Origin of the sequence: Methanobrevibacter sp. UBA417 (assembly GCF_002508845.1) — an archaeon.
Classification (GTDB): domain Archaea; phylum Methanobacteriota; class Methanobacteria; order Methanobacteriales; family Methanobacteriaceae; genus Methanobrevibacter_A; species Methanobrevibacter_A acididurans.
Genome location: NZ_DAZC01000027.1, coordinates 134,110 through 153,475, shown reverse-complemented (window position 1 = coordinate 153,475; position 19,366 = coordinate 134,110). Strand labels below are relative to the sequence as shown.

Genomic DNA, 19,366 nt, shown 5'->3' with positions numbered 1-19,366 from the left:
GAAGTCGTGGTGTTGGTGGAAATGTTACTGCTGGTGTTAGATCTTTATTTGGTGGTGAAATTAAAGAATATGTGAAAATGATGGAAGAAACACGTAATGAAGCATTAAATAGATGTATTGAACACACTAAAGACTTAGGTGGAAATGCAATTATTTCATTAAGATTCGATTCTGACAGTATTTCTCAAGATATGCAAGAAGTATTAGCATATGGTACTGCAGTTGTAGTAGAAAAAGAATAAATTTAAAATAGAATCATGTTGAGGTGAAAAATTATGGTTTCAATTGATGAGTTTCCAATTTCTTCTGCTAATTACCTTCCGGGTTTTAAAGTTGTTGAATCTAAAGGTTTTGTTTATGGTTTAACTGTTAGAAGTCGTGGTGTTGGTGGAAATCTTACTGCGGGTGTTAGATCTTTATTTGGTGGTGAAATTAAAGAATATGTTAAAATGTTACAAGATTCACGTGAAGAAGCATTAAATTTATGCATAGAACATGCACAACAATTAGATGCAAATGCTATAATCTCATTAAGATATGATTCTAACAGCATTTTTCAATATATGCAAGAAGTATTAGCATATGGTACTGCAGTAATAATAGAAGAAGAATAATGAGTAGGTGTTAAATATTTTCAATGAAAAATTAAAATTCAAAGATAAAGAAATTTCAAAAACAATTCTTGGAACAGCTACATTCACAGGAGAAACATATTTCGGACATAGATCTCGTTTATATGAATTAGATTTAGAAACTCAACCTGAAAATATAGCTAAAATAATCCAAAAAGCTTATGATTTAGGTGTAAGATCTATAAACTTAGTTAATCATGAAAATTTATTAAAAGCTTATGATATGGCATGTGAAAATGGTGTTGAAATGGAGGTCATTGCAACAATCGGTAAATCTAATGTGAATTATTTAATGCCTGATTATGAAAAAGCAAAAGAAGTAGATTGGTTAAGTGATATTCATAAATTAAGTAAATACAATCCAAGTATAATGTTAATAGATGAATTTTTAGTTAACAGTTATGACTGGAAATACCTTGAAAATATGTTAAATCAGATAAATAAATTAAACATTTTCAGTGGACTAATAACTTTTTCACCATTTGAAACAACAAAAAAATTATTAGATTCTCCAATAAGAAATGATTTTGATTTTTATATGATACCAGTTAATAAATATGGTTACACTATGGATAGTGAATCTTTCTTAAAAGATGATCAAATCAAGTTAACAAAACTATTAAAAGAATTAGATAAAAAAATAATAATTCAAAAAGCATTAGCAGTAGGTATACTACAACCTAAAGAAGCATTTGAATTCATTAAAAAATTAGAATTTGCTGACATGATAACTGTTGGAATAGCTAGTATAAAAGAAGCAGAATCAACATTTAATACTTTAAATAATTTATAATATATTATTTTTTTTTAATTATCTCTTCTTTCTTTAACTATTTTTAAAAATTCAGCAGAATCTCCAACTTCTTTCATTTCCCAGGATTTAACTACAGGTATACCATCTAGTGATTCACCAATTTTTTTATTATTCACTATGAAAAAAGAGTCAGATAATGTAATTAAAGATAAATCTTTTAAAGTTATTGCCATTTTTTTAAGTGTTTTTGAGTTCCGATTATTCTCTAAATTAGTAATTAATGGGTTATTTGGATTAATTTTAGGATTATTTAATTTAGCTAAAGCATCAAAAGGACTTTTTTCTGTTGAAACTATTCCAAAACCTAATTTAGCTAAATCTTTAACACGATTATCATTAGTAGATAAGTCAGCTTTTAATTTTATTTCTTCATCATTTTTATATGGTTTGAATAGGTCAATATCTAATGTTATTTTTGTGTTTAAAATATCTTCTAAAGCCATTGCTGTTTCAGTATTCGCTCTAACTTTACCATTCTCATATTTATACATTGTTGCCCGTGAAACATGAGCTAAATCAGCTAAATCTTTTAGGGATAAAGAATATTCTTCACGATATTCTTTTAAAACATTTCCATTAATTTGAACATAATACCCTCCACGATCTGCTAAAATTTCAGGGTATTCATCATACATAATCATATTTTTAAGAGTTTGAACACCTATTGTAGGAATACCATGTCTTTCATAAACAACATCTTCTTCAAGAAGATGATTTTTACTTTTTAAACCAACAAGTATAGGTGAAGCTAAAAAAGAATTAGATAATCCTCTAATTTCTTCAACATGTGCTTCATTAACACTATCAACATTTATAAGGATTTTTAACATTAATAATAATGCTTTTTTACGAGCAATCATATCAAAACAACTATGTTCATAAATATGAGATGTTTCAAATCCTTCATTAATTAATAGTTGATGTATCCCTTGTATCAATTGAGCCCTATTATTCATAGATAATTACCTCAGTATAAAATCTTAAATAATTTTTTTATCCAGTTTAAACTAATTAATATATTTAAATAAGAAAATATTAATTATTATAATATATTATATATTTTGGAAACTATATAATAATTATTATAAATTATTTTTTCTTGTAGGTGATTTTTATAAAATTTCTTCATATAGGTATAGATGATACTGACTCTCCAAATGGAATGTGCACAACTTATTTAGGTGCTAAAATAATCGACGAATTAAAAGAAAACAAAATTGAAATAGAAGGTTTTCCAAGATTAATTAGATTAAATCCATTTGCCCGATTTAAAACTAGAGGAAATGGCGCAATACACTTCAAAATTCCATATGAAGGTACAGATATTAATTTTGTTAAAGAATTAATTTTAAAAACTGTTTCAGATTTAGCAATGTTTGATTGTGACAACACTAACCCAGGTGTTGTATTTTACAGTGGTGAAATAACTCCTGAAATGATTGATTACTCATATAAAGCTATTCATTCAGTTATTACCATAAAAGAAGCTGAAGATTTTGCCAAAAAAATTGGTGCAGATATTTATAAATTTAAAAAAGGAAGAGGAATAATTGGATCTCTTGCTGCAATAGGATGTCCATTGAAAGATTATACCTATGAATTATTAGCTTACAGGATACCTGAAAATTATGGTACTAAACGTGCAATTGATTATGATTCAGTGATTGAAATGGATAAAAAAACTTTTCCGGATACTTTTGAAAATTATGATAAAGCTGAAGATTATATTGCCATTGAACCAAAAACTCCATGTCCTGTAATGTATGGAATTCGTAGTAACTCTCCAGATACATTATTATTAGCGAAAAAGATTGTTAAATTAAATGAACCTGTTGAAAGGTATAGAATTTATTTAACTAATCAGCATACAGATATGCATGTTGAAAAAGCGAAAAAAATTGAGGACATGAAACAATATAGTTGTTATATTATTCAGGGTAAAGTTAAAAATAAACCTAAAATAATTGAAGGTGGCCATATGTTTTTCAATTTATATGATGAATCTGGAGAAATTGCATGTGGGGCATATGAGCCAACCAAAGATTTTCGTAAGGTTGTTAAAAAATTATTACCTGAAGACATAGTTAAACTTTATGGTGGAATAGGGGAGCACGGAACATTCAATATAGAGAAATTTCAAGTAATTAAATTAATAGATGTTGAATATAAAAACCCAAAATGTAAATGTGGAAAAAGAATGACTTCTGCAGGTAAAAATAAAGGTTTTAAATGTAAAAAATGTGGAAATAAGATTAGTTCAAATCAAAAAGTCCCTGAAACAATTTCACGTTCCCTTGTTGAAGGTAAATTCTATGAAACACCTATTTCTGCACGAAGACACTTAGCTAAACCAATTGTTAGAATGAATTTATAATTATTGAAAAAATTAAATACTATTAATTTATAAATTTGAAGTTAATAAAGAATAATTAATTATAATTTTAAAACTGTAAGATAATATTTTGAACTTCAATAATAAAATGTTTATAATTTTTTCTTACCTTGGAAGTGAGAGTTATATCTGCTAAAAAAGATCAACCACATGAACATGCATTTCGTGAAAAAACGGATAAACAAATTAAAAAGCCTTGGCGGGAATATAAACTTCATATAACCGTTTTAATTATATCTATTATTTCCATGTCTATTGGAGTTCAAAAGATTTACTTATCAAAAACAGTAAGTATTGTATTAATGCCTTTACTTTATGCAATGATAATTGGTTTAATACTATATTTAGCTAAACCTATAAAATTCGTTGGTAAAAAGCAATCTAAAATGGCTGAAGGTGCTATGTTAGTTTTTATAGGTCCTTTACTTGCTAAACTTGCTGTTGCTAGTGGTCAATCTTTATATGTTTTAGCTCAAGTAGGCCCTGCACTTATTTTACAAGAATTAGGTAATTTAGGAACAATTTTCTTTGCATTACCTATCGCATTACTATTAGGATTTAAACGTGAATCAATTGGTATGACAAGTTCAATTTGTCGTGAACCTAATTTAGGGATTATTATAGATAAATATGGATTTAAATCTCCTGAAGCAAAAGGAGTTTTAGCAGTTTTTGTTATAGGGACTATGATAGGTACAATTTATATTAGTTTTTTAGCAAGTGTTTGTGCATCTGTTTTACCATTACATCCTTATGCTTTTGCAATGGCAAGTGGTATTGGAAGTGCGAGTATGAATGCGGCAGCAATTTCTCCACTTGTTTATATGTATCCTAATATGGCCAATACATTATTAGCATTTGCAGGTTTCAGTAATTTATTATCTTTTTGTTTTGGAATATATGCAAGTATATTTTTAGGAATTCCTTTAACAGAATATTTATACAAACATTTAGAACCTATAATTGGAAGAAATGTGCCAGATGTTTTAAGTTCAATATCATTATCTTCTAAAGATACTTCAACTACTGAATCTTCTGAAGAAAAATCCCTGGGGGATGATTAAAAATGCCATTTGATCCAGATCCAAAAGTTATAACTTTTAAAAGAGTCCTATATTGGATTTTATTATTATTGATATTTTCAATCATCACTGTAATAGCAAATTATGTAGGTTATAAACATCCAATGGGTGAAGCACTTATAGGAATGTTTATTTTATCAGGTATTACATTAGTTGGGCTTTTAATGGAGAGACTCTTACCATATCAAATTTCAAACATTATTTATATAAGTATTATAGGATGTATACTTGCATTACCATTTGTACCAACATCTGGATTTGTAACTTACTATGTTTCTAAAGTAGATTTAATCTCAATTGTTACAGTATTCCTCGCATATGTAGGAATTGGAATTGGTAGAGATTGGAAAGACTTTAAACGTATTGGGTGGAGAGGAGTTATTGTAACAATATTCGTAATTTCAGGGACTTATATCTGTTCTGCAACCGTAGCTCAAATAGTATTAGTCTTAACTGGTGCAATTTAAAATATTTTTCTTATAAATTAATTTTTTACACTTTTTTTTATTTAAATAAATTAAATGAGAATTTAATAATGATTGTTGAAAAAATTTCAGATTTTATTTTAGAAACAAACTATGAAAACATATCTAAAAAGGATATTGAATTAATTAAGTTATGTTTTTTAGATTATTTAGCTGTAACAATTAAGGGTATTAATCAAACTCCTACTAAATATCTTATAAAAACTTTAAATGAATTAAATTATCCATTTTCTAATTCTAAACAATTTCAAGATTCTTGTAAAGTCATAGGATATGATAATTCTTATTTTAATACATTAAATGCAGGTTTTATTAATGGAGTTTCAGCCCATGTTTTAGAATTAGATGATGGTCATAGACTTGCACAATTACATCCTGGAGCAGTAGTATTTTCAACAGCTTTAGCAGTTTCACAATCAAATGATTCAAGTTCTAAAGAATTTTTGGAATCTGTTATAATTGGTTATGAAATATCAATAACTTTAGGAAAATTAGTAAATCCTAATCATAGGAATCAAGGATTTCATTCTACTGGAACAATTGGGGCTATAGCTGCTGGTGCAACTGCATCTAAATTATTGAAATTAAATAAAGTTCAAATCATTTCTGCTTTAGGACTTTCAGGAACGCAATCTTCAGGACTTTTAGAATCAGATCATCAAGGAAGTATGGGAAAAGTTTTACATGTAGGTAAAGCCGTTACAAATGGTATTTTAGCAGCTTACCTTGCAAAAAATGGTTTCACTGGTACAGAATCAATAATTGATGGGGATGAGGGATTTATTCATGCTATGTCAACTAACACTGTAATAAGTCATGATTTATTAAATGGTTATATAAATGAAAACTTAAAAAAATCCCATATTAATGAAGTTTATCATAAAAAATATCCATTCTGTAGACATATTCACTCTACAATAGATTCTATATTTAAATTAAAGAATCAATTAAATCACAATAAAATAAGCATAAATCAAATAGATAAAGTTATAGTTAATACATATAAAATAGCAGCAGAACATGATAATTATAATCCTCTTAATAAACAAGATTTAAAACAATCATTACCCTTTGCAGTAGCAATAGCCTTAATTTATGGCAATGTAAATATAGATTTAATTGGTTCTTTAATTAAAAAAGACTTATTAACTACAAATGAAAGTAACATTGAAGAAATTAATAATATAAAAAATTTATTAAATAAAATAATAATTATAAATGATGAAAATTTAACTAAATTGTTTCCAGAAAAGAGACCCGCAAATGTAAAAATTGTAGTAAATACAAAACATAATAATAAAATATTTGAAGATGAAACTTATTATCCATTAGGAGAAGCTGAAAATCCTTTAACTAAAATGGATATTTTAAAAAAATTTAAGATATTAAATCCTGATTATGATATGGAAAAACTTAAAATCATTGAAAATATGGAAGATTACAAACTTAATGAATTATTAAAAATTATTTAAAAGGTATATAGCTTATGAAAGAAACTAGAATATCACTTGAAAAATTAGGAATCCATGAAGCCACAACTGAATATGTGTCAAATAAAAGATTTAATGATAAAGGACAATACCGTTTAGAAGTTCCAGGAATTCAAACTCCAAATGCATTAAGTTCCCTCATTAATGCTTGTGAAGATGAAAATATAATAATCCACAGAGCCACACAGACTAAAGGGATCATGTTTTTAAGAGATTCTGAAATAAATGAAATGGTAGAATTAGCAAAAAGTGCTCGAATTGAACTATTTTTAAGTGTAGGTCCTAGAGCAACTTATGATACTAGTGCAACAGTCCAAACATCAGAAGGAAAACGTATAGGGTATCGTCTTAGAGGATTCGATAACCTTGTATACGCTATTGAAGATGTTAAAAGAGCAACAAATTTAGGTGTTAGAGGAATACTCTTATATGATGAAGGTTTACTTTATGCATTATCCCAAATGAGAGAAAATGGGGAAATACCTAAAGATATTCATTTCAAATTATCTGCACATGCAGGATGCAGTAATCCTGCATCAGCTAAACTATTTGAAAAAATAGGATTAAATTCATTAAATCCAGTTAGAGATTTACAAATACCAATGCTTGCAAGTATGCGAAAAACTATTAATATTCCTATAGATATCCATACAGAAAACCCTAAATCAACTGGAGGATTCATAAGACATTATGAAGTTCCAGACATGATTAAAGTAGCAAGTCCAATATATTTAAAAACTGGAGGATCAATAGCTAAAACTCATAACTGGGACACTACAAATACTGAGGCTAAATTAAGAATAAAACAAGTTGGATTAGTACAAGATGTTATAGACAGATATTATCCAGAAGCAAAAATGTCTCCAAAATCTTCTAAAGATTTAGCAATACCATTATAATAAAATTCATTTAAAAGGAAAAAAATATTTATGGATTTAACTAAAGAAGTATCAAAAGCAGTAATACAAGCAAGTACAACATATCCTAAAAATCGTTTAACTACTTTTAAAAAAGCTATAAAAAACGAAACTAATGATAATGCAAAATGGGCTTTAAAAATCATGATGAAAAATGAGGAAATTGCTAAAAATAAAAAATTACCTATGTGTGATGACACAGGTATTCCCCATATTTTCATAGAGCAAGGAAAAAATTCTCCTATATCTATTGAAATTTTAAATGAAATCCAATTAGGTATTGCCGAAGGTTTAAAAAAATTACCCGGAAGACCAATGGCAGTTAAGGGTCAAGATATAGAAAGAATTGAACAATCCCAAGGATTATATGATTCACCTTCAATGGTTAAATCTGCACCAATATTATTAGATAAATCTCATAATGAAAACACAAAAATACATATCTTACTCCTAGGTGGAGGTCCTGAAATAAGAGCAAAAACTTATAGAGTTTTCCATAAACATTCCTATGAAGAAGTATTAAATTTTGCAATTGACTGGTTAAAATCATCTCTTCCAATGTTAGGTTGCACACCGTCTATTCCCTGTATCGGTATAGGCCGTACACATTTTGAAGCATCTTCCTTAATGATTAAATCAATGATTTATGGAAATTTATCTAATCAATCAAATTTAGAACAATTAATATCAAATGAGATAAATAAAACTAATATTGGTCCAATGGGTTTAGGTGGAGACACTACAGTTTTAGGTTCTTTTATTCAAATTGGAAATCAAAGAGCAAGTGGTGTTAGAATCGTTTCTATTAGACCTTCCTGTTTTGTTGAACCTAGAGTTGCTACAATTACATTGAAAAAATAAAATAATAATCAATTTAATTAAAATTTTTAAGGAAAAAAAATCATGGAACCTGAGAAACCAATCTTAAAAAAAGGATTCAAAATACCTGAACATAATTTAAGAACATCAATAACTAAAGTAGAACCTGATAAAATAATAACTAGGGGATATTCTCAAGATGATTTAATAGGTAATTTAAGTTTTTCTGATATGATATTTTTACTATTAAAAGGAGAATTACCTAATGAAAAACAATCTAAAATATTTTCACATGTATTAGTAAGTTTTTCAGATCATGGAGTTACTCCACCAAGTACACAAGCAACAAGAATAATTGCATCATCAGGATCACCAATTAATAATTCTGTTGCAGGGGGCCTGTTAAGTTTTGGAAAAAATCATGCAGGGGCGATAGAAAAATCAATGAAACTCTTTCAGGATAGTATTAAAAGTTTAAACCTTGAAAATCATAAATCTGAAGATGAAAACAAATTAATATCTAAATTAGCAATAAAAATAGTGAATAATTATTCTAAACAAAATTTCAAGATTCCAGGTTTTGGTCATAGATACCATCATAAAGATCCAAGAGCAGTTAAACTTTTATCATTAGCTATTAATGAAGGTGTCATAGGTCCACATACTAAGTTAGCATTAGTTATTGAAAGTTTATTATATAAAAAAAAAGGCATAAAAATGAATGTTGATGGTGCTAATGCAGGAATACTTTCTGATTTAGGTTTTGATAGTAGATTAGGTTTAGGAATATTCATGATAAGTAGAGTGCCAGGTTTAGTTGCTCATAGTTATGAAGAAATGACTGAAGAAGAAGAATTTCGCAGATTCTGTGATTTAGAAGATATAACTTATGAAGGTCAAGATTTTACTTCATTTGATTAAAAAAAATAGGTGATTTTTAATGGATTTTTTTGAAACAATAAATAAAAGATATAGTGTTCGAGGATTTAAAGATAAGAAAGTTGAAAAGGAAAAATTAGATCAAATTTTAGAAGCAGGTAGACGTGCCCCAACAGGGGTAAATTATCAGCCTATTAAGATTTTTGTCATAGATACTGAAAAAAATAAAGAATTATTAAAAGAAATATACCCTCAACCTTGGTTTGTTGAAGCTCCATTAGTTATATGTGTTGTTGCATCACATAAAGAAGCATGGACTAGACCATGGGATGGTAAAAACATAGCTGAGATAGATGCAAGTATAGTTATGGATCATATGATATTGGCAGCTACTGCATTAGGTTTAGGAACTTGTTATATTGCTGCATTTAAACCTTATGCTGCATTAAAGTTATTTGATTATGATGAAACTTTAGAACCAATTTTATTCACACCTTTAGGTTATCCCAATGCAGAACCTAGTGAACGAAATAATGTTAGAAAAAATTTAACAGATTTAGTTATTTATAAATAAAATAAACTTTTTTTTACACTAAAAAATTATAAATACTTTAAATTTTTCATTTTTTTAAAAATTTATTTCATAAAGCTTTTAAAACATGATAAATATATATTCATTCATCTAAATTTTTAATAAAAATTTTATCATTTTTTTTAAAAACTAATGATTTACAAAATTTTTCTTAACAATTAAATGGGGTTTTATAAAAATGGTTAAAAATAAAATTTTGATTGTGGAAGATGAAAAAATAACAGCAATGGATTTAAAGTTTAAATTAGAAGATTTAAATTATGAAATTTGTGGTATGGCTGTAAATGGTGTTGATGCTATAAACTTAGCAAATAAGGAAAAACCAGATTTAGTATTAATGGACATAACTCTTAAAGGGGAAATGAATGGTATTAATGCGGCTAAGTCAATTTTAAATGAAAACATACCTTTAATATTTTTAACTTCTCATACTGATGAAGATACTTTTAAAGAAGCTAACCAAGTACCTTCCTATGGTTTTTTAAACAAACCTTTTGACATGTTAAAACTTGAAAGAACTATTGAATTGGCTTTAAACAGATCAAAAATAGAATTGGATAAACTTCAAATGTCTAAAGGTGAAACTTCTATTTTAGCTACTCAAAATCCTAAATTACATGAACAAGCTGTAATAGAATTTGAAGCGGGGAAAAAATATAAAAATGAATTTTTAACAAGAAGAAAAGAAAATAATACTTTCACAGTTTTAATAATTGAAGATGAATCTATAACTGCTTTAGATTTAAAAGCTAAAATTGAAGATTTTGGATATATTGTACTTGGAATTGAAGACAATGGTGAAAAAGCTATTGAATTAGCTAAGGATAAAAAACCAGATTTAATTTTAATGGATATATCTTTAAAAGGTTCAATTTCAGGTATTGATGTATCTAAGCAAATTTCTCATTTGAATATTCCTATAGTTTATTTAACTGGTAGTTCTAATGATGAGAATATTAAAAATGCTTTAGAAACAGCACCTTATGGTTTTATTAGTAAACCAATTTTTGATTTAGAATTAGAACAAATTTTAGAGTTAACTTTAATTAAACATACAGATGATTTTGAAAAAATCTTTGGAACAGAAATTTCACAGACTCCTGATTCACAATCAACTAACAAGTCAAAAAAAGAACCTAAATTTAAATCTTTAATTCGAGGAATATTGAAAAAATAATTTCTCATTTTTTATATTTTTCATTAGATATACTATTTTAATAAAAAAATTTTTGTAGTTAATTAATATGATGCCTAAATTTATTTTTGCAAAAAATCAGAGTGAAATGTATAAAACTGCTGATTTATTAGAAGAAAAAAAATACAAAGTCAAATCTGAGGATAAAAATTATATTCTCCTTAGAAAAAATGCTTATGGAAATATTCTTATTCATATTGCAATTATTCTAATTGCACTATTCTATTTTAATTATATAATAATAATTACAATTATATACTTTTTATATAATTTTTATAAAAATTCAGTTGTGATTTTAATAACAACAGAATCTAAAGATGAAGATGGAAACCCATTAGATTTTATTAAATTAGAAGATTTAGAAGATTTTTATTCAGGTCCTGGAAATCAAGATAGAGATATGATTGAAGATTTTAAAAATGTTATTAAAAAAAGTAGAAAGAAATAAACTTTTTTTTATTTTTTCAAATATCTATATATACTAAAAAATTTTAATAGTATAGTAATAATTTGATGATTAAAAATTTTTAAATAGAAAGTTTTTTTCAAAAAATTATTTTTAAAAAATAATAATTTTAATTTATGATATTCTTTTTTGGAGAATTATGATATGAATTTAAGTAAAAACGAATTATTTGGAATAATCTTTTTCTTTGTTTTAGTTTCTTGGGCGATAGTACCATTTTTTATGTCAAGTTCATTCACATCATCTGATATTGGTTTTTCTGTGATTTTAATTGTCATAGGTTTAACTTATATGTTATCTGCTTTTGTTCCTCAATGGAATAAATCTGCAATAATGTCAGATGGGGTTGTTTTTGTTTTAACTTCACTTGTTCTATTTTCAGGATCTGATCGATTAATTTTCTTCATTTTTGGAGCAATTTTAATATTTTTAGCATTTTTAGCTTATGGTAAAAGATTACCTCCGAAATTGTTGAAATATTTTTATAGGGAACGATCTAAAAAATAATGTCTTTAAAAAAATTTAATTTAATATTTTTTTTTAAGACAAAAAACTTGTTTTTATGAATTTTAAAAAAATTAAATTAATTATTTTTTATTATAATATCTTTATATTATTGGTTTGCAATTTTTTATTAAAAAATAGGATTATTTTAAATAATTTTTGGTTTTTGAAACTAATTTTAGAATCAAATAGTAAAAGATATATATTAATCTAAATAGAAATTATTAATACCATGGTGATTTATTATGGCAGGGATATCAGAATCTATTACACAAATTAAAAAAGCTGAAACTGATGCTGATACCTTAGTTGAAGATTCTAAATTAGAAGCTTCCAATATTATCGAAGAATCAAAAGCGAAAGCTAGTGAATTTATCGATGCTGCTAAGGCATCCGCTAACGATGAAGCTAAAAATACTGTTTTTGATGCAGAAGAAAATGCAAAAAAAGAGGCAAAATCTATTACTGCACAATCCGAAAAGGATGCTCAAGCTCTTAAATCAAGTGCTATGGGTAATGTGGATGAAGCTGCTTCTTTTGTTGTCAAAAATATATTATAACGTGAGAATAATGTTCAAAACTGTGAGAATGCAAAAGCTTAAAATAATGGCATTGGATGAATATGTTCCAAATGTAGTGAAAAACCTACATGAGGAAGGTATTGTTCAAGTCGAAGATGTTTCTGAAAGCATTCAACAGAATCCAAAGACAGCTGAATTATTAGACCCTTCAAAAGTTACACCTTATACTGGTAAAATTTCTTCACTTCTTATGAAGACTACTAGTATTTCTGAATTATTAGGTGATGCTTTAAGTGTTAATTCTGGAATTAAGGATAAACTTAAAGGTTTTATATCTCCAGAAATTCCAGTTTTACAAGATGTTGAAGATATGGATACTGAAAGTTTTATTAAGTATACAGAATCTATTTTAACTGAAGTGGGACCTTTAACTGATGAAGTTCAAGATAAGTTGGCTAAACTGGATAGTGAAAAAAGTTCGCTTGAATCTAATATTAATGTTGCTAATAAACTTAAATCTGTTGATTTAGACTTAAGTTTATTAGAAGATTCAAAACATACTTCTTCTCTAGTAGGTCGGATGAATGTTGAATCTGTTGAGGAATATAAGAAAGAACTAAGCGAAATTACAGACCAACTCTTAATTGAAGAAGCTCATGATGAGGATGAAGATTATAAAATTCTCATAACTGTAGTTCCTACAAATCTTAGAGATGACGTTTTTATTTTACTTAGAAAATTTGACTTTGAACGATTGGATACAACTGGTTTAGAGGGAAAACCTGATCAGGTTATTGCTAAATCAAATTCTAGAATCCAAGAAATTGAAGTTGAAAAATCCCAAGTTAATTCTAGCTTAAAAGATATAGCTGATAAATGGGATGACAAAATACTTGTTTTAAAAGAACAATTAGAGATTGAAAAAGAAAGAAATGAGATTTATGCATCCTTTGGTAAAACTAAAACTACCAAAGTATTAGAAGCATATGTACCTAAACCTAAAGTAGATAAAGCTATCGAAGTATTAGATAAAACTACTGAAGGTAATTATGTTTATGAATTAGAAGATATACAAGATAAGGATGAAGATGTTCCTATTCTTCAAAAAAATAATTCTTATGCAAAACCTTATGAAACTCTTGTACAAATGTATGGACCTGTAAAATATAATGCTATTGATCCTACTATTTTTGTTGCAATAACATTTCCATTTTTCTTCGGTTTCTGTTTAACCGATGGTGGATATGGAATAATCGTAACTTTATTAGGATATATATTATATAAAGGTATGGGAAAGATGAATGAAACTTTTTCCGACTTTGGAAAAATTGTTATGGCTTGTGGTATATGGGCTGTAATACTGGGATTAATTACTAATGGATTTATTGGGGACTTTTTCACAAGATTCCTTGGAATAACTATTCCTACAGTAATTCCTATGTTTGATGCTTTTAAACATCCAGCAAATATTTTAATTGTTGCTATTGCTGTTGGTATTCTTTATACTAATATTGGTTTCATTATTGGAGCAATAAACAACCTTAGAAATGGGGATAAAAAAGAAGCATTAGGTTCTCAAATAGTATGGTTTATCTTAGAAATAGGTATAATCTTACTAGCTGCAGGATATATGGTTCCAGCAATTGGTCAAATCGGAATTATAGCTGGTTTAGCATTAGTTGTATTAACCCTAATTTTACTAGTATATGCATCTGGAATATATGGTGTGATGGATGTATTTGGATTTTTAGGAGATGTTTTATCATATGCTCGTCTTTTAGCTCTTTGTTTAGCTACTGGTGGTATTGCTATGACTGTAAATATCTTAGCACAACTTGTAGGTACATCTATTCCATATGTAGGAATATTAATAGCTATATTTTTATTTATCTTTGGACATATTGCAAATTTTGCATTCCAAGTATTAGGTGCTGGAGTAAATGCATTACGTTTAAACTATGTTGAATTTTTCGGACAATTCTTTGTTAATGGAAAAAACATGTTTGAACCTTTTAAAGCAAAAAGAAAATTTACTAAAGTCAAAAGATAATTTTGCTTACAAAAATTAAATTAAAAATTTTTATAAATAATTTTATACAATTACAAAATTCAAATTTCAAATAAATATTATAAACTAATTAAAAGGAGAATAAATTATGGTGGAAATTGTATTAGGTACTGCACTTGCAGCTGTTGGAGCTGGAGTAGCAGTTGGTTTCGCAGGTTTAGGATCAGGTTTAGGTCAAGGTTTCGCAGCATCTGGTGCTGTTGGAGCTGTAGCAGAAGATAATAGTATGTTCGCACGTGGTATTATCTTTTCAGCTTTATGTGAAACCCAAGCTATCTACGGATTCTTAATTGCAATCTTATTAATGGTATTTTCAGGATTACTCGGTGGTGGAGCTGGATTAAGTACTGCTGCAGGTATTGTAGCAATTGGTTCAGGTGCAGCAATTGGATTTGCAGGACTCGGTTCTGGTATGGGTCAAGGTCTTGCAGCAGGTTCCGCTGTTGGTGCTGTAGTTGAAGATAATAGTATGTTCGCACGTGGTATTATTTTCTCAGCATTAGAAGAAACCCAAGCTATTTACGGATTCCTTATAGCTATCTTACTTATGGTATTCGGTGGAATATTAGCCTAGGAGGTCAAATATAATGAGCTCTGGGGCAGAAAACATAGTTTCTAACATCATGTCTGAAGCTCAGAATAAAGCTGATGGAATTATTCAAGAAGCACAAACTCAAGCAGACACTATCATCAAATCTGGTGAAAAGAAAGCTGAGGCTGCTAAAAATCAAATATTAGTAAGTGGTAAAAAACAAGCTGATATGAGACATCAACAAATTATATCTGAAGCTAAAATGAATGCAAGAAGATTTGAATTAGAAGCTAAAGAAGAAGTAATCAATGCAGCTTTTGATAAAGCTACAAATGATTTAAAAAACATTGCATCTACAGATAAAGAAGAATATACCAACGCTTTAGTTGAAATGATTAAAGAATCAGCTACTGAAATTGGTGGTGGAGAATTAATCATTCAACTAAAAGAAGAAGATATTCCTAAAATTAAAAGCAATCTAGATGTAATTGCCGCTGAAGTAAAAGCAGTTGTTACAAAAAATAAAAAAGATCAATTAAACCTTAAAAGTATGGCAAAAACTGTTTCTGCAAATACAGGAACAGAAACCAAATTTGTAATTGGTGAACCTATAAACACAATCGGTGGAGTTATAGTTAAAACCAAAAACGGTGAAATTGAAGTAAATAATACTATAGAATCTAGAATGCTAAGAAACAAAAAAGAATTACGTTCTGAAGTTGCTAAAATATTATTTAAATAGGAGGATGAATTATGGCTGGTGAAATAACTTCAATTGTATCACAATTAGGTCTTACTCCTGAAGTATTCCTAATATTAGTTATCTTTACATTTGTGGTAATAGCTGCAATCGTAGTTGTTGTTGTAACCGTACCGATCTTAAAAATCTACCCATATCTTAATCCTATTTCTAGAGTAAGAGCACGTAAAGGAAGATTATTAACAGAAAAACAAATTTCTGAACTCGTTGAAACTTCAGACATTTCTGAAGTAGAAAACTATTTAAGTGGAATTCCAGATTACAGTGATATTGCTGAAGGAGAATCAGTTGAAAAAACTTTAGATACCAAAATGGGTGAAACTTATGATGTTGTTGCTAGATTAGTACCAAAAGATATTGCACCTGCATTTAAAGTATTTTCAAAGAAATCTGATATTAGTAATATTAAAAGTTTACTTGCTGCAAAAGCAGTTGGTCTTAATCAAGATGAAACCTCTGATTTATTAATACCTACTGGAAAATTATACGAAGATATTGAAAGATTAACTGATGTTAATTCTGTTAATGATGTTGTTGCAGGTTTAGATAATACTGAATACGCAAATGTTTTATCTGAAGCTTTACCTATCTATGAAGAAAAGAAAGTTTTACTTCCTTTAGATTCAGCTTTAGATAAGTATTACTTACAATCCTTATTAAAAGCAAGAGTAGTACCTTCAGAAGCAAATACTGAAATATTATATTCTTATCTTGGAAATCAAGTAGATGTAGCTAACATTAACTTAATAATACGTGCTAAAGCAGATAAATTAGATTATGATGAATTAGAACCATACATTTTTAATAATGGTTATCAATTAAGAGAATGGAAACTTAAAGACTTAATGGAATCTGAAGATATACTTGGAGTAATCTCAAGTCTAGATGGGACAAAATATGCTGAAGTTTTAAATGCTGTAGTTCCACAATATAATGAAACAGGTTCAATTGATGTCTTTGAAAAAGCTTTAAATAAATTTTTATCTGAAGCTGCTCACACATACTCTATGAAAAAACCATTAGGTATTGGTCCTATAATAGGTTTCTTAACTTTAAAAGAACAAGAAATACATAATCTTAAAGTAATTGCTAGAGCTAAAAGAGAAAAAGAATTCCCTACATCTCAATTACGGGAGATGTTAGTATGAGTGAAATAGCTATTATAGGTGATTTAGATACTGTCACTGGTTTTAAACTTGGTGGAGTAAAAAAAGGTAAAGTTGTTAAAACAGATGAAGAAGCAATAACCGCTTTTGATTCATGTATAAATGAGCAAGTTTCAATTATTTTAATAACAGAAAAGATTGCAAGCAACATTAGAAAACATATTAATAGAACTATAGGTAATGAAGTTTTACCTATGATTATTGAGATACCTGATAAATCTGGTTCAGAAGCAACTGAAAACGAACAAATGACAGACCTTATTAAAAGAGTTATCGGGGTAGAGATGGTTAAATGATTATTGAAGGAAATATTATTAAAGTTGCAGGGCCTGTTATTCTAGCTGATGGAATGAGAGGAACTCAAATGCACGAAATGGTTAAAGTGGGTGACGATAAACTCATTGGTGAAATCATTGAATTAGAAGGTGACACCGCAACCATTCAAGTATATGAAGAAACAGCAGGTATTAAGCCTGGTGAAAAAATAGAAAGTACAGGAGGTCCATTATCTGTAGAACTCGCACCTGGTATAATGGGTTCAATTTATGATGGAATTCAAAGACCTTTAGATGAAATCAAAAAATTAACTGGAGATTACATTGCAAGAGGTATTGATGTTCCTTCCGTAGATAAAGAAAAGAAATGGGATTTTAAACCTTTAGTAAAAGTAGGAGATAAAGTAATAACCGGAGATCCATTAGGTGAAGTTCAAGAAACTAGTGCTGTTCTCCATAAAATATTATTACCTCCAACTATTGAATCTGGGGTAGTTAAATCTATTCAATCAGGCGAACATACTGTAGAAGAAATTATTGCAGAAATCGAAAAAGATGATGGTACTATTGCAGAAGTTGCAATGTTACAAAAATGGCCTGTAAGAAAAGGACGTCCTTATAAAGAAAAATTAGATCCAGATATACCATTAGTAACTGGTCAAAGATCACAAGATACTTTCTTCCCAGTTGCAAAAGGCGGTACAGCTGCAATCCCAGGTCCTTTCGGATCAGGTAAAACTGTAACACAACAACAATTAGCTAAATGGGCTAATGCAGATATAGTTGTATATATTGGATGTGGTGAACGTGGTAACGAAATGACAGAAGTACTTACTGAATTCCCATTCCTTGACGATCCAAAAACAGGTAATCCTCTAATGGATAGAACTATCCTTATTGCTAATACTTCTAATATGCCAGTAGCTGCTCGTGAAGCATGTGTATACACAGGTATTACAATTGCTGAATACTTCAGAGATCAAGGTTACGATGTAGCACTTATGGCAGATTCAACTTCCAGATGGGCTGAAGCTATGAGAGAAATCTCAGGAAGACTAGAAGAAATGCCAGGGGAAGAAGGTTACCCAGCATACTTAGCATCAAGATTAGCACAATTCTATGAAAGAGCAGGAAGAATCCATACTTTAGGAACTACTGAATTAGAATCTTCTATTAGTGTAGTCGGAGCAGTATCCCCTCCAGGAGGAGATTTATCCGAACCTGTTACTCAAAACACATTACGTATATGTAAAGTATTTTGGGCATTAGATGCATCATTAGCAGATAAACGTCACTTCCCTTCAATTAATTGGTTAACTAGTTACTCATTATATGTTGACGATATTGAAGGCTGGTGGTCTAATGAAGTAGGAAATGACTGGAGACCAAATCGGGATAAAGCAATGGCTTTATTACAAAGAGAATCCGAACTTGAAGAAATTGTTCAATTAGTTGGTCCAGATGCTCTACCTGATTTAGATAGAGTAACCTTAGAAACTACTCGTATGTTAAGAGAAGATTTCTTAGGACAAAACGCTTTTGATGATGTCGATACATACTGTCCTCCTCAAAAACAACACGATATGCTTAAAATAATATTATTATTCCAAGATGAAGCATCCGCAGCTGTTAAAAAAGGAGCAGATATAAAAGATATTGTTGCATTAACTGTAAAAGACCAAATTGCAAGAATGAAATATGTTCCTTCTGAAGAATTTGCAGCTAAAGCTAAAGAAATTGAAGCTGAAGTAGTTAAAGAATGTAGTGAGGTGTAAAC

At 28.5% G+C, this 19,366-nt stretch carries 22 protein-coding genes; 21 read left to right on the top strand and 1 reads right to left on the bottom strand.

Annotation, left to right across the window (positions count from 1 at the left end; translation table 11 throughout):
* The 3 genes from BP769_RS05335 to BP769_RS05325 form a co-directional block, all read left to right on the top strand.
* The coding region (locus BP769_RS05335) for a heavy metal-binding domain-containing protein (RefSeq protein WP_413829038.1) at window positions 1-242 on the top strand (242 nt) is incomplete at its 5' end.
* Between the two features lie 33 nt (window positions 243-275).
* On the top strand, window positions 276-614 hold the full coding sequence (locus BP769_RS05330; RefSeq protein WP_409198610.1) for a heavy metal-binding domain-containing protein: 339 nt from the start codon (window positions 276-278) through the stop codon (window positions 612-614).
* Window positions 615-621: 7 nt separating this feature from the next.
* Complete coding sequence (locus BP769_RS05325; RefSeq protein WP_413825222.1) at window positions 622-1,425, top strand: hypothetical protein; 804 nt, start codon at window positions 622-624, stop codon at window positions 1,423-1,425.
* Between the two features lie 14 nt (window positions 1,426-1,439).
* Here BP769_RS05325 and BP769_RS05320 read toward each other — a convergent pair whose 3' ends face one another.
* Window positions 1,440-2,402, bottom strand: coding sequence for a transcriptional regulator (locus BP769_RS05320; RefSeq protein ID WP_409198612.1), 963 nt, complete (start codon window positions 2,400-2,402; stop codon window positions 1,440-1,442).
* A gap of 149 nt (window positions 2,403-2,551) precedes the next feature.
* Here BP769_RS05320 and BP769_RS05315 point away from each other — a divergent pair, with 149 nt between their 5' ends.
* From BP769_RS05315 to BP769_RS05230, 18 genes are all read left to right on the top strand, one after another.
* Window positions 2,552-3,820 (top strand): TiaS agmantine-binding domain-containing protein, encoded by a 1,269-nt coding sequence (locus BP769_RS05315; protein ID WP_413825219.1) that lies wholly within the window; start codon window positions 2,552-2,554, stop codon window positions 3,818-3,820.
* Window positions 3,821-3,948: 128 nt separating this feature from the next.
* Window positions 3,949-4,902, top strand: coding sequence for a DUF3100 domain-containing protein (locus BP769_RS05310; protein ID WP_413825217.1), 954 nt, complete (start codon window positions 3,949-3,951; stop codon window positions 4,900-4,902).
* 2 nt (window positions 4,903-4,904) lie between these two features.
* Window positions 4,905-5,387: a hypothetical protein gene (locus tag BP769_RS05305; RefSeq protein ID WP_413825214.1), complete on the top strand. Its 483-nt coding sequence runs from the start codon at window positions 4,905-4,907 to the stop codon at window positions 5,385-5,387.
* Window positions 5,388-5,455: 68 nt separating this feature from the next.
* Complete coding sequence (locus BP769_RS05300) at window positions 5,456-6,877, top strand: MmgE/PrpD family protein (protein WP_413825211.1); 1,422 nt, start codon at window positions 5,456-5,458, stop codon at window positions 6,875-6,877.
* 14 nt (window positions 6,878-6,891) lie between these two features.
* On the top strand, window positions 6,892-7,794 hold the full coding sequence (locus BP769_RS05295) for a peptidase (RefSeq protein WP_413825208.1): 903 nt from the start codon (window positions 6,892-6,894) through the stop codon (window positions 7,792-7,794).
* Window positions 7,795-7,824: 30 nt separating this feature from the next.
* Window positions 7,825-8,673, top strand: coding sequence for a fumarate hydratase (locus BP769_RS05290; RefSeq protein WP_413862203.1), 849 nt, complete (start codon window positions 7,825-7,827; stop codon window positions 8,671-8,673).
* Between the two features lie 42 nt (window positions 8,674-8,715).
* The gene (locus BP769_RS05285; RefSeq protein WP_413825202.1) at window positions 8,716-9,552 is read left to right on the top strand and encodes a citryl-CoA lyase; all 837 of its coding nucleotides are present in this window, start codon (window positions 8,716-8,718) and stop codon (window positions 9,550-9,552) included.
* Between the two features lie 19 nt (window positions 9,553-9,571).
* A complete protein-coding gene (locus tag BP769_RS05280; RefSeq protein WP_413825200.1) occupies window positions 9,572-10,084 on the top strand; it encodes a nitroreductase family protein in 513 nt (170 codons plus the stop codon).
* A 196-nt stretch (window positions 10,085-10,280) separates the two neighbouring features.
* A complete protein-coding gene (locus BP769_RS05275; RefSeq protein WP_413825197.1) occupies window positions 10,281-11,279 on the top strand; it encodes a response regulator in 999 nt (332 codons plus the stop codon).
* A 67-nt stretch (window positions 11,280-11,346) separates the two neighbouring features.
* A complete protein-coding gene (locus tag BP769_RS05270) occupies window positions 11,347-11,745 on the top strand; it encodes a hypothetical protein (RefSeq protein ID WP_413825194.1) in 399 nt (132 codons plus the stop codon).
* A gap of 162 nt (window positions 11,746-11,907) precedes the next feature.
* On the top strand, window positions 11,908-12,270 hold the full coding sequence (locus tag BP769_RS05265; protein WP_409198622.1) for a hypothetical protein: 363 nt from the start codon (window positions 11,908-11,910) through the stop codon (window positions 12,268-12,270).
* A gap of 242 nt (window positions 12,271-12,512) precedes the next feature.
* Window positions 12,513-12,827: an ATP synthase archaeal subunit H gene (ahaH, locus tag BP769_RS05260; protein WP_413829040.1), complete on the top strand. Its 315-nt coding sequence runs from the start codon at window positions 12,513-12,515 to the stop codon at window positions 12,825-12,827.
* A 10-nt stretch (window positions 12,828-12,837) separates the two neighbouring features.
* Complete coding sequence (locus BP769_RS05255) at window positions 12,838-14,838, top strand: V-type ATP synthase subunit I (RefSeq protein ID WP_413825188.1); 2,001 nt, start codon at window positions 12,838-12,840, stop codon at window positions 14,836-14,838.
* 106 nt (window positions 14,839-14,944) lie between these two features.
* Window positions 14,945-15,430: a V-type ATP synthase subunit K gene (locus BP769_RS05250; protein WP_413825186.1), complete on the top strand. Its 486-nt coding sequence runs from the start codon at window positions 14,945-14,947 to the stop codon at window positions 15,428-15,430.
* A 13-nt stretch (window positions 15,431-15,443) separates the two neighbouring features.
* Window positions 15,444-16,130, top strand: a complete 687-nt coding sequence (locus BP769_RS05245; protein WP_413825183.1) for a V-type proton ATPase subunit E — start codon at window positions 15,444-15,446, stop codon at window positions 16,128-16,130.
* An 11-nt stretch (window positions 16,131-16,141) separates the two neighbouring features.
* Window positions 16,142-17,296 carry an ATP synthase A1 subunit C gene (ahaC, locus tag BP769_RS05240; protein WP_413825180.1) on the top strand — a complete coding sequence of 385 codons (1,155 nt, stop codon included), beginning with the start codon at window positions 16,142-16,144 and terminating at the stop codon, window positions 17,294-17,296.
* Window positions 17,293-17,610, top strand: a complete 318-nt coding sequence (locus BP769_RS05235) for a V-type ATP synthase subunit F (protein ID WP_409198628.1) — start codon at window positions 17,293-17,295, stop codon at window positions 17,608-17,610. The genes ahaC and BP769_RS05235 overlap by 4 nt, the downstream gene beginning before the upstream one ends.
* Window positions 17,607-19,364 carry an ATP synthase subunit A gene (locus tag BP769_RS05230; RefSeq protein ID WP_413825177.1) on the top strand — a complete coding sequence of 586 codons (1,758 nt, stop codon included), beginning with the start codon at window positions 17,607-17,609 and terminating at the stop codon, window positions 19,362-19,364. Before BP769_RS05235 ends, BP769_RS05230 begins: the two co-directional genes overlap by 4 nt.
* Window positions 19,365-19,366 lie beyond the last annotated feature (2 nt).

Excerpts from the sequence above, each read along its gene's own strand:
- BP769_RS05305 (WP_413825214.1), top strand. The coding sequence starts at position 4,905 with ATGCCATTTGATCCAGATCCAAAAGTTATAACTTTTAAAAGAGTCCTA.
- BP769_RS05250 (WP_413825186.1), top strand. The coding sequence starts at position 14,945 with ATGGTGGAAATTGTATTAGGTACTGCACTTGCAGCTGTTGGAGCTGGA.
- ahaH (WP_413829040.1), top strand. The coding sequence starts at position 12,513 with ATGGCAGGGATATCAGAATCTATTACACAAATTAAAAAAGCTGAAACT.
- BP769_RS05320 (WP_409198612.1), bottom strand. The coding sequence starts at position 2,402 with ATGAATAATAGGGCTCAATTGATACAAGGGATACATCAACTATTAATT.
- BP769_RS05245 (WP_413825183.1), top strand. The coding sequence starts at position 15,444 with ATGAGCTCTGGGGCAGAAAACATAGTTTCTAACATCATGTCTGAAGCT.
- BP769_RS05230 (WP_413825177.1), top strand. The coding sequence starts at position 17,607 with ATGATTATTGAAGGAAATATTATTAAAGTTGCAGGGCCTGTTATTCTA.
- BP769_RS05235 (WP_409198628.1), top strand. The coding sequence starts at position 17,293 with ATGAGTGAAATAGCTATTATAGGTGATTTAGATACTGTCACTGGTTTT.
- BP769_RS05255 (WP_413825188.1), top strand. The coding sequence starts at position 12,838 with ATGTTCAAAACTGTGAGAATGCAAAAGCTTAAAATAATGGCATTGGAT.
- BP769_RS05300 (WP_413825211.1), top strand. The coding sequence starts at position 5,456 with ATGATTGTTGAAAAAATTTCAGATTTTATTTTAGAAACAAACTATGAA.
- BP769_RS05290 (WP_413862203.1), top strand. The coding sequence starts at position 7,825 with ATGGATTTAACTAAAGAAGTATCAAAAGCAGTAATACAAGCAAGTACA.
- BP769_RS05270 (WP_413825194.1), top strand. The coding sequence starts at position 11,347 with ATGATGCCTAAATTTATTTTTGCAAAAAATCAGAGTGAAATGTATAAA.
- BP769_RS05265 (WP_409198622.1), top strand. The coding sequence starts at position 11,908 with ATGAATTTAAGTAAAAACGAATTATTTGGAATAATCTTTTTCTTTGTT.
- BP769_RS05295 (WP_413825208.1), top strand. The coding sequence starts at position 6,892 with ATGAAAGAAACTAGAATATCACTTGAAAAATTAGGAATCCATGAAGCC.
- ahaC (WP_413825180.1), top strand. The coding sequence starts at position 16,142 with ATGGCTGGTGAAATAACTTCAATTGTATCACAATTAGGTCTTACTCCT.
- BP769_RS05330 (WP_409198610.1), top strand. The coding sequence starts at position 276 with ATGGTTTCAATTGATGAGTTTCCAATTTCTTCTGCTAATTACCTTCCG.
- BP769_RS05275 (WP_413825197.1), top strand. The coding sequence starts at position 10,281 with ATGGTTAAAAATAAAATTTTGATTGTGGAAGATGAAAAAATAACAGCA.
- BP769_RS05280 (WP_413825200.1), top strand. The coding sequence starts at position 9,572 with ATGGATTTTTTTGAAACAATAAATAAAAGATATAGTGTTCGAGGATTT.
- BP769_RS05285 (WP_413825202.1), top strand. The coding sequence starts at position 8,716 with ATGGAACCTGAGAAACCAATCTTAAAAAAAGGATTCAAAATACCTGAA.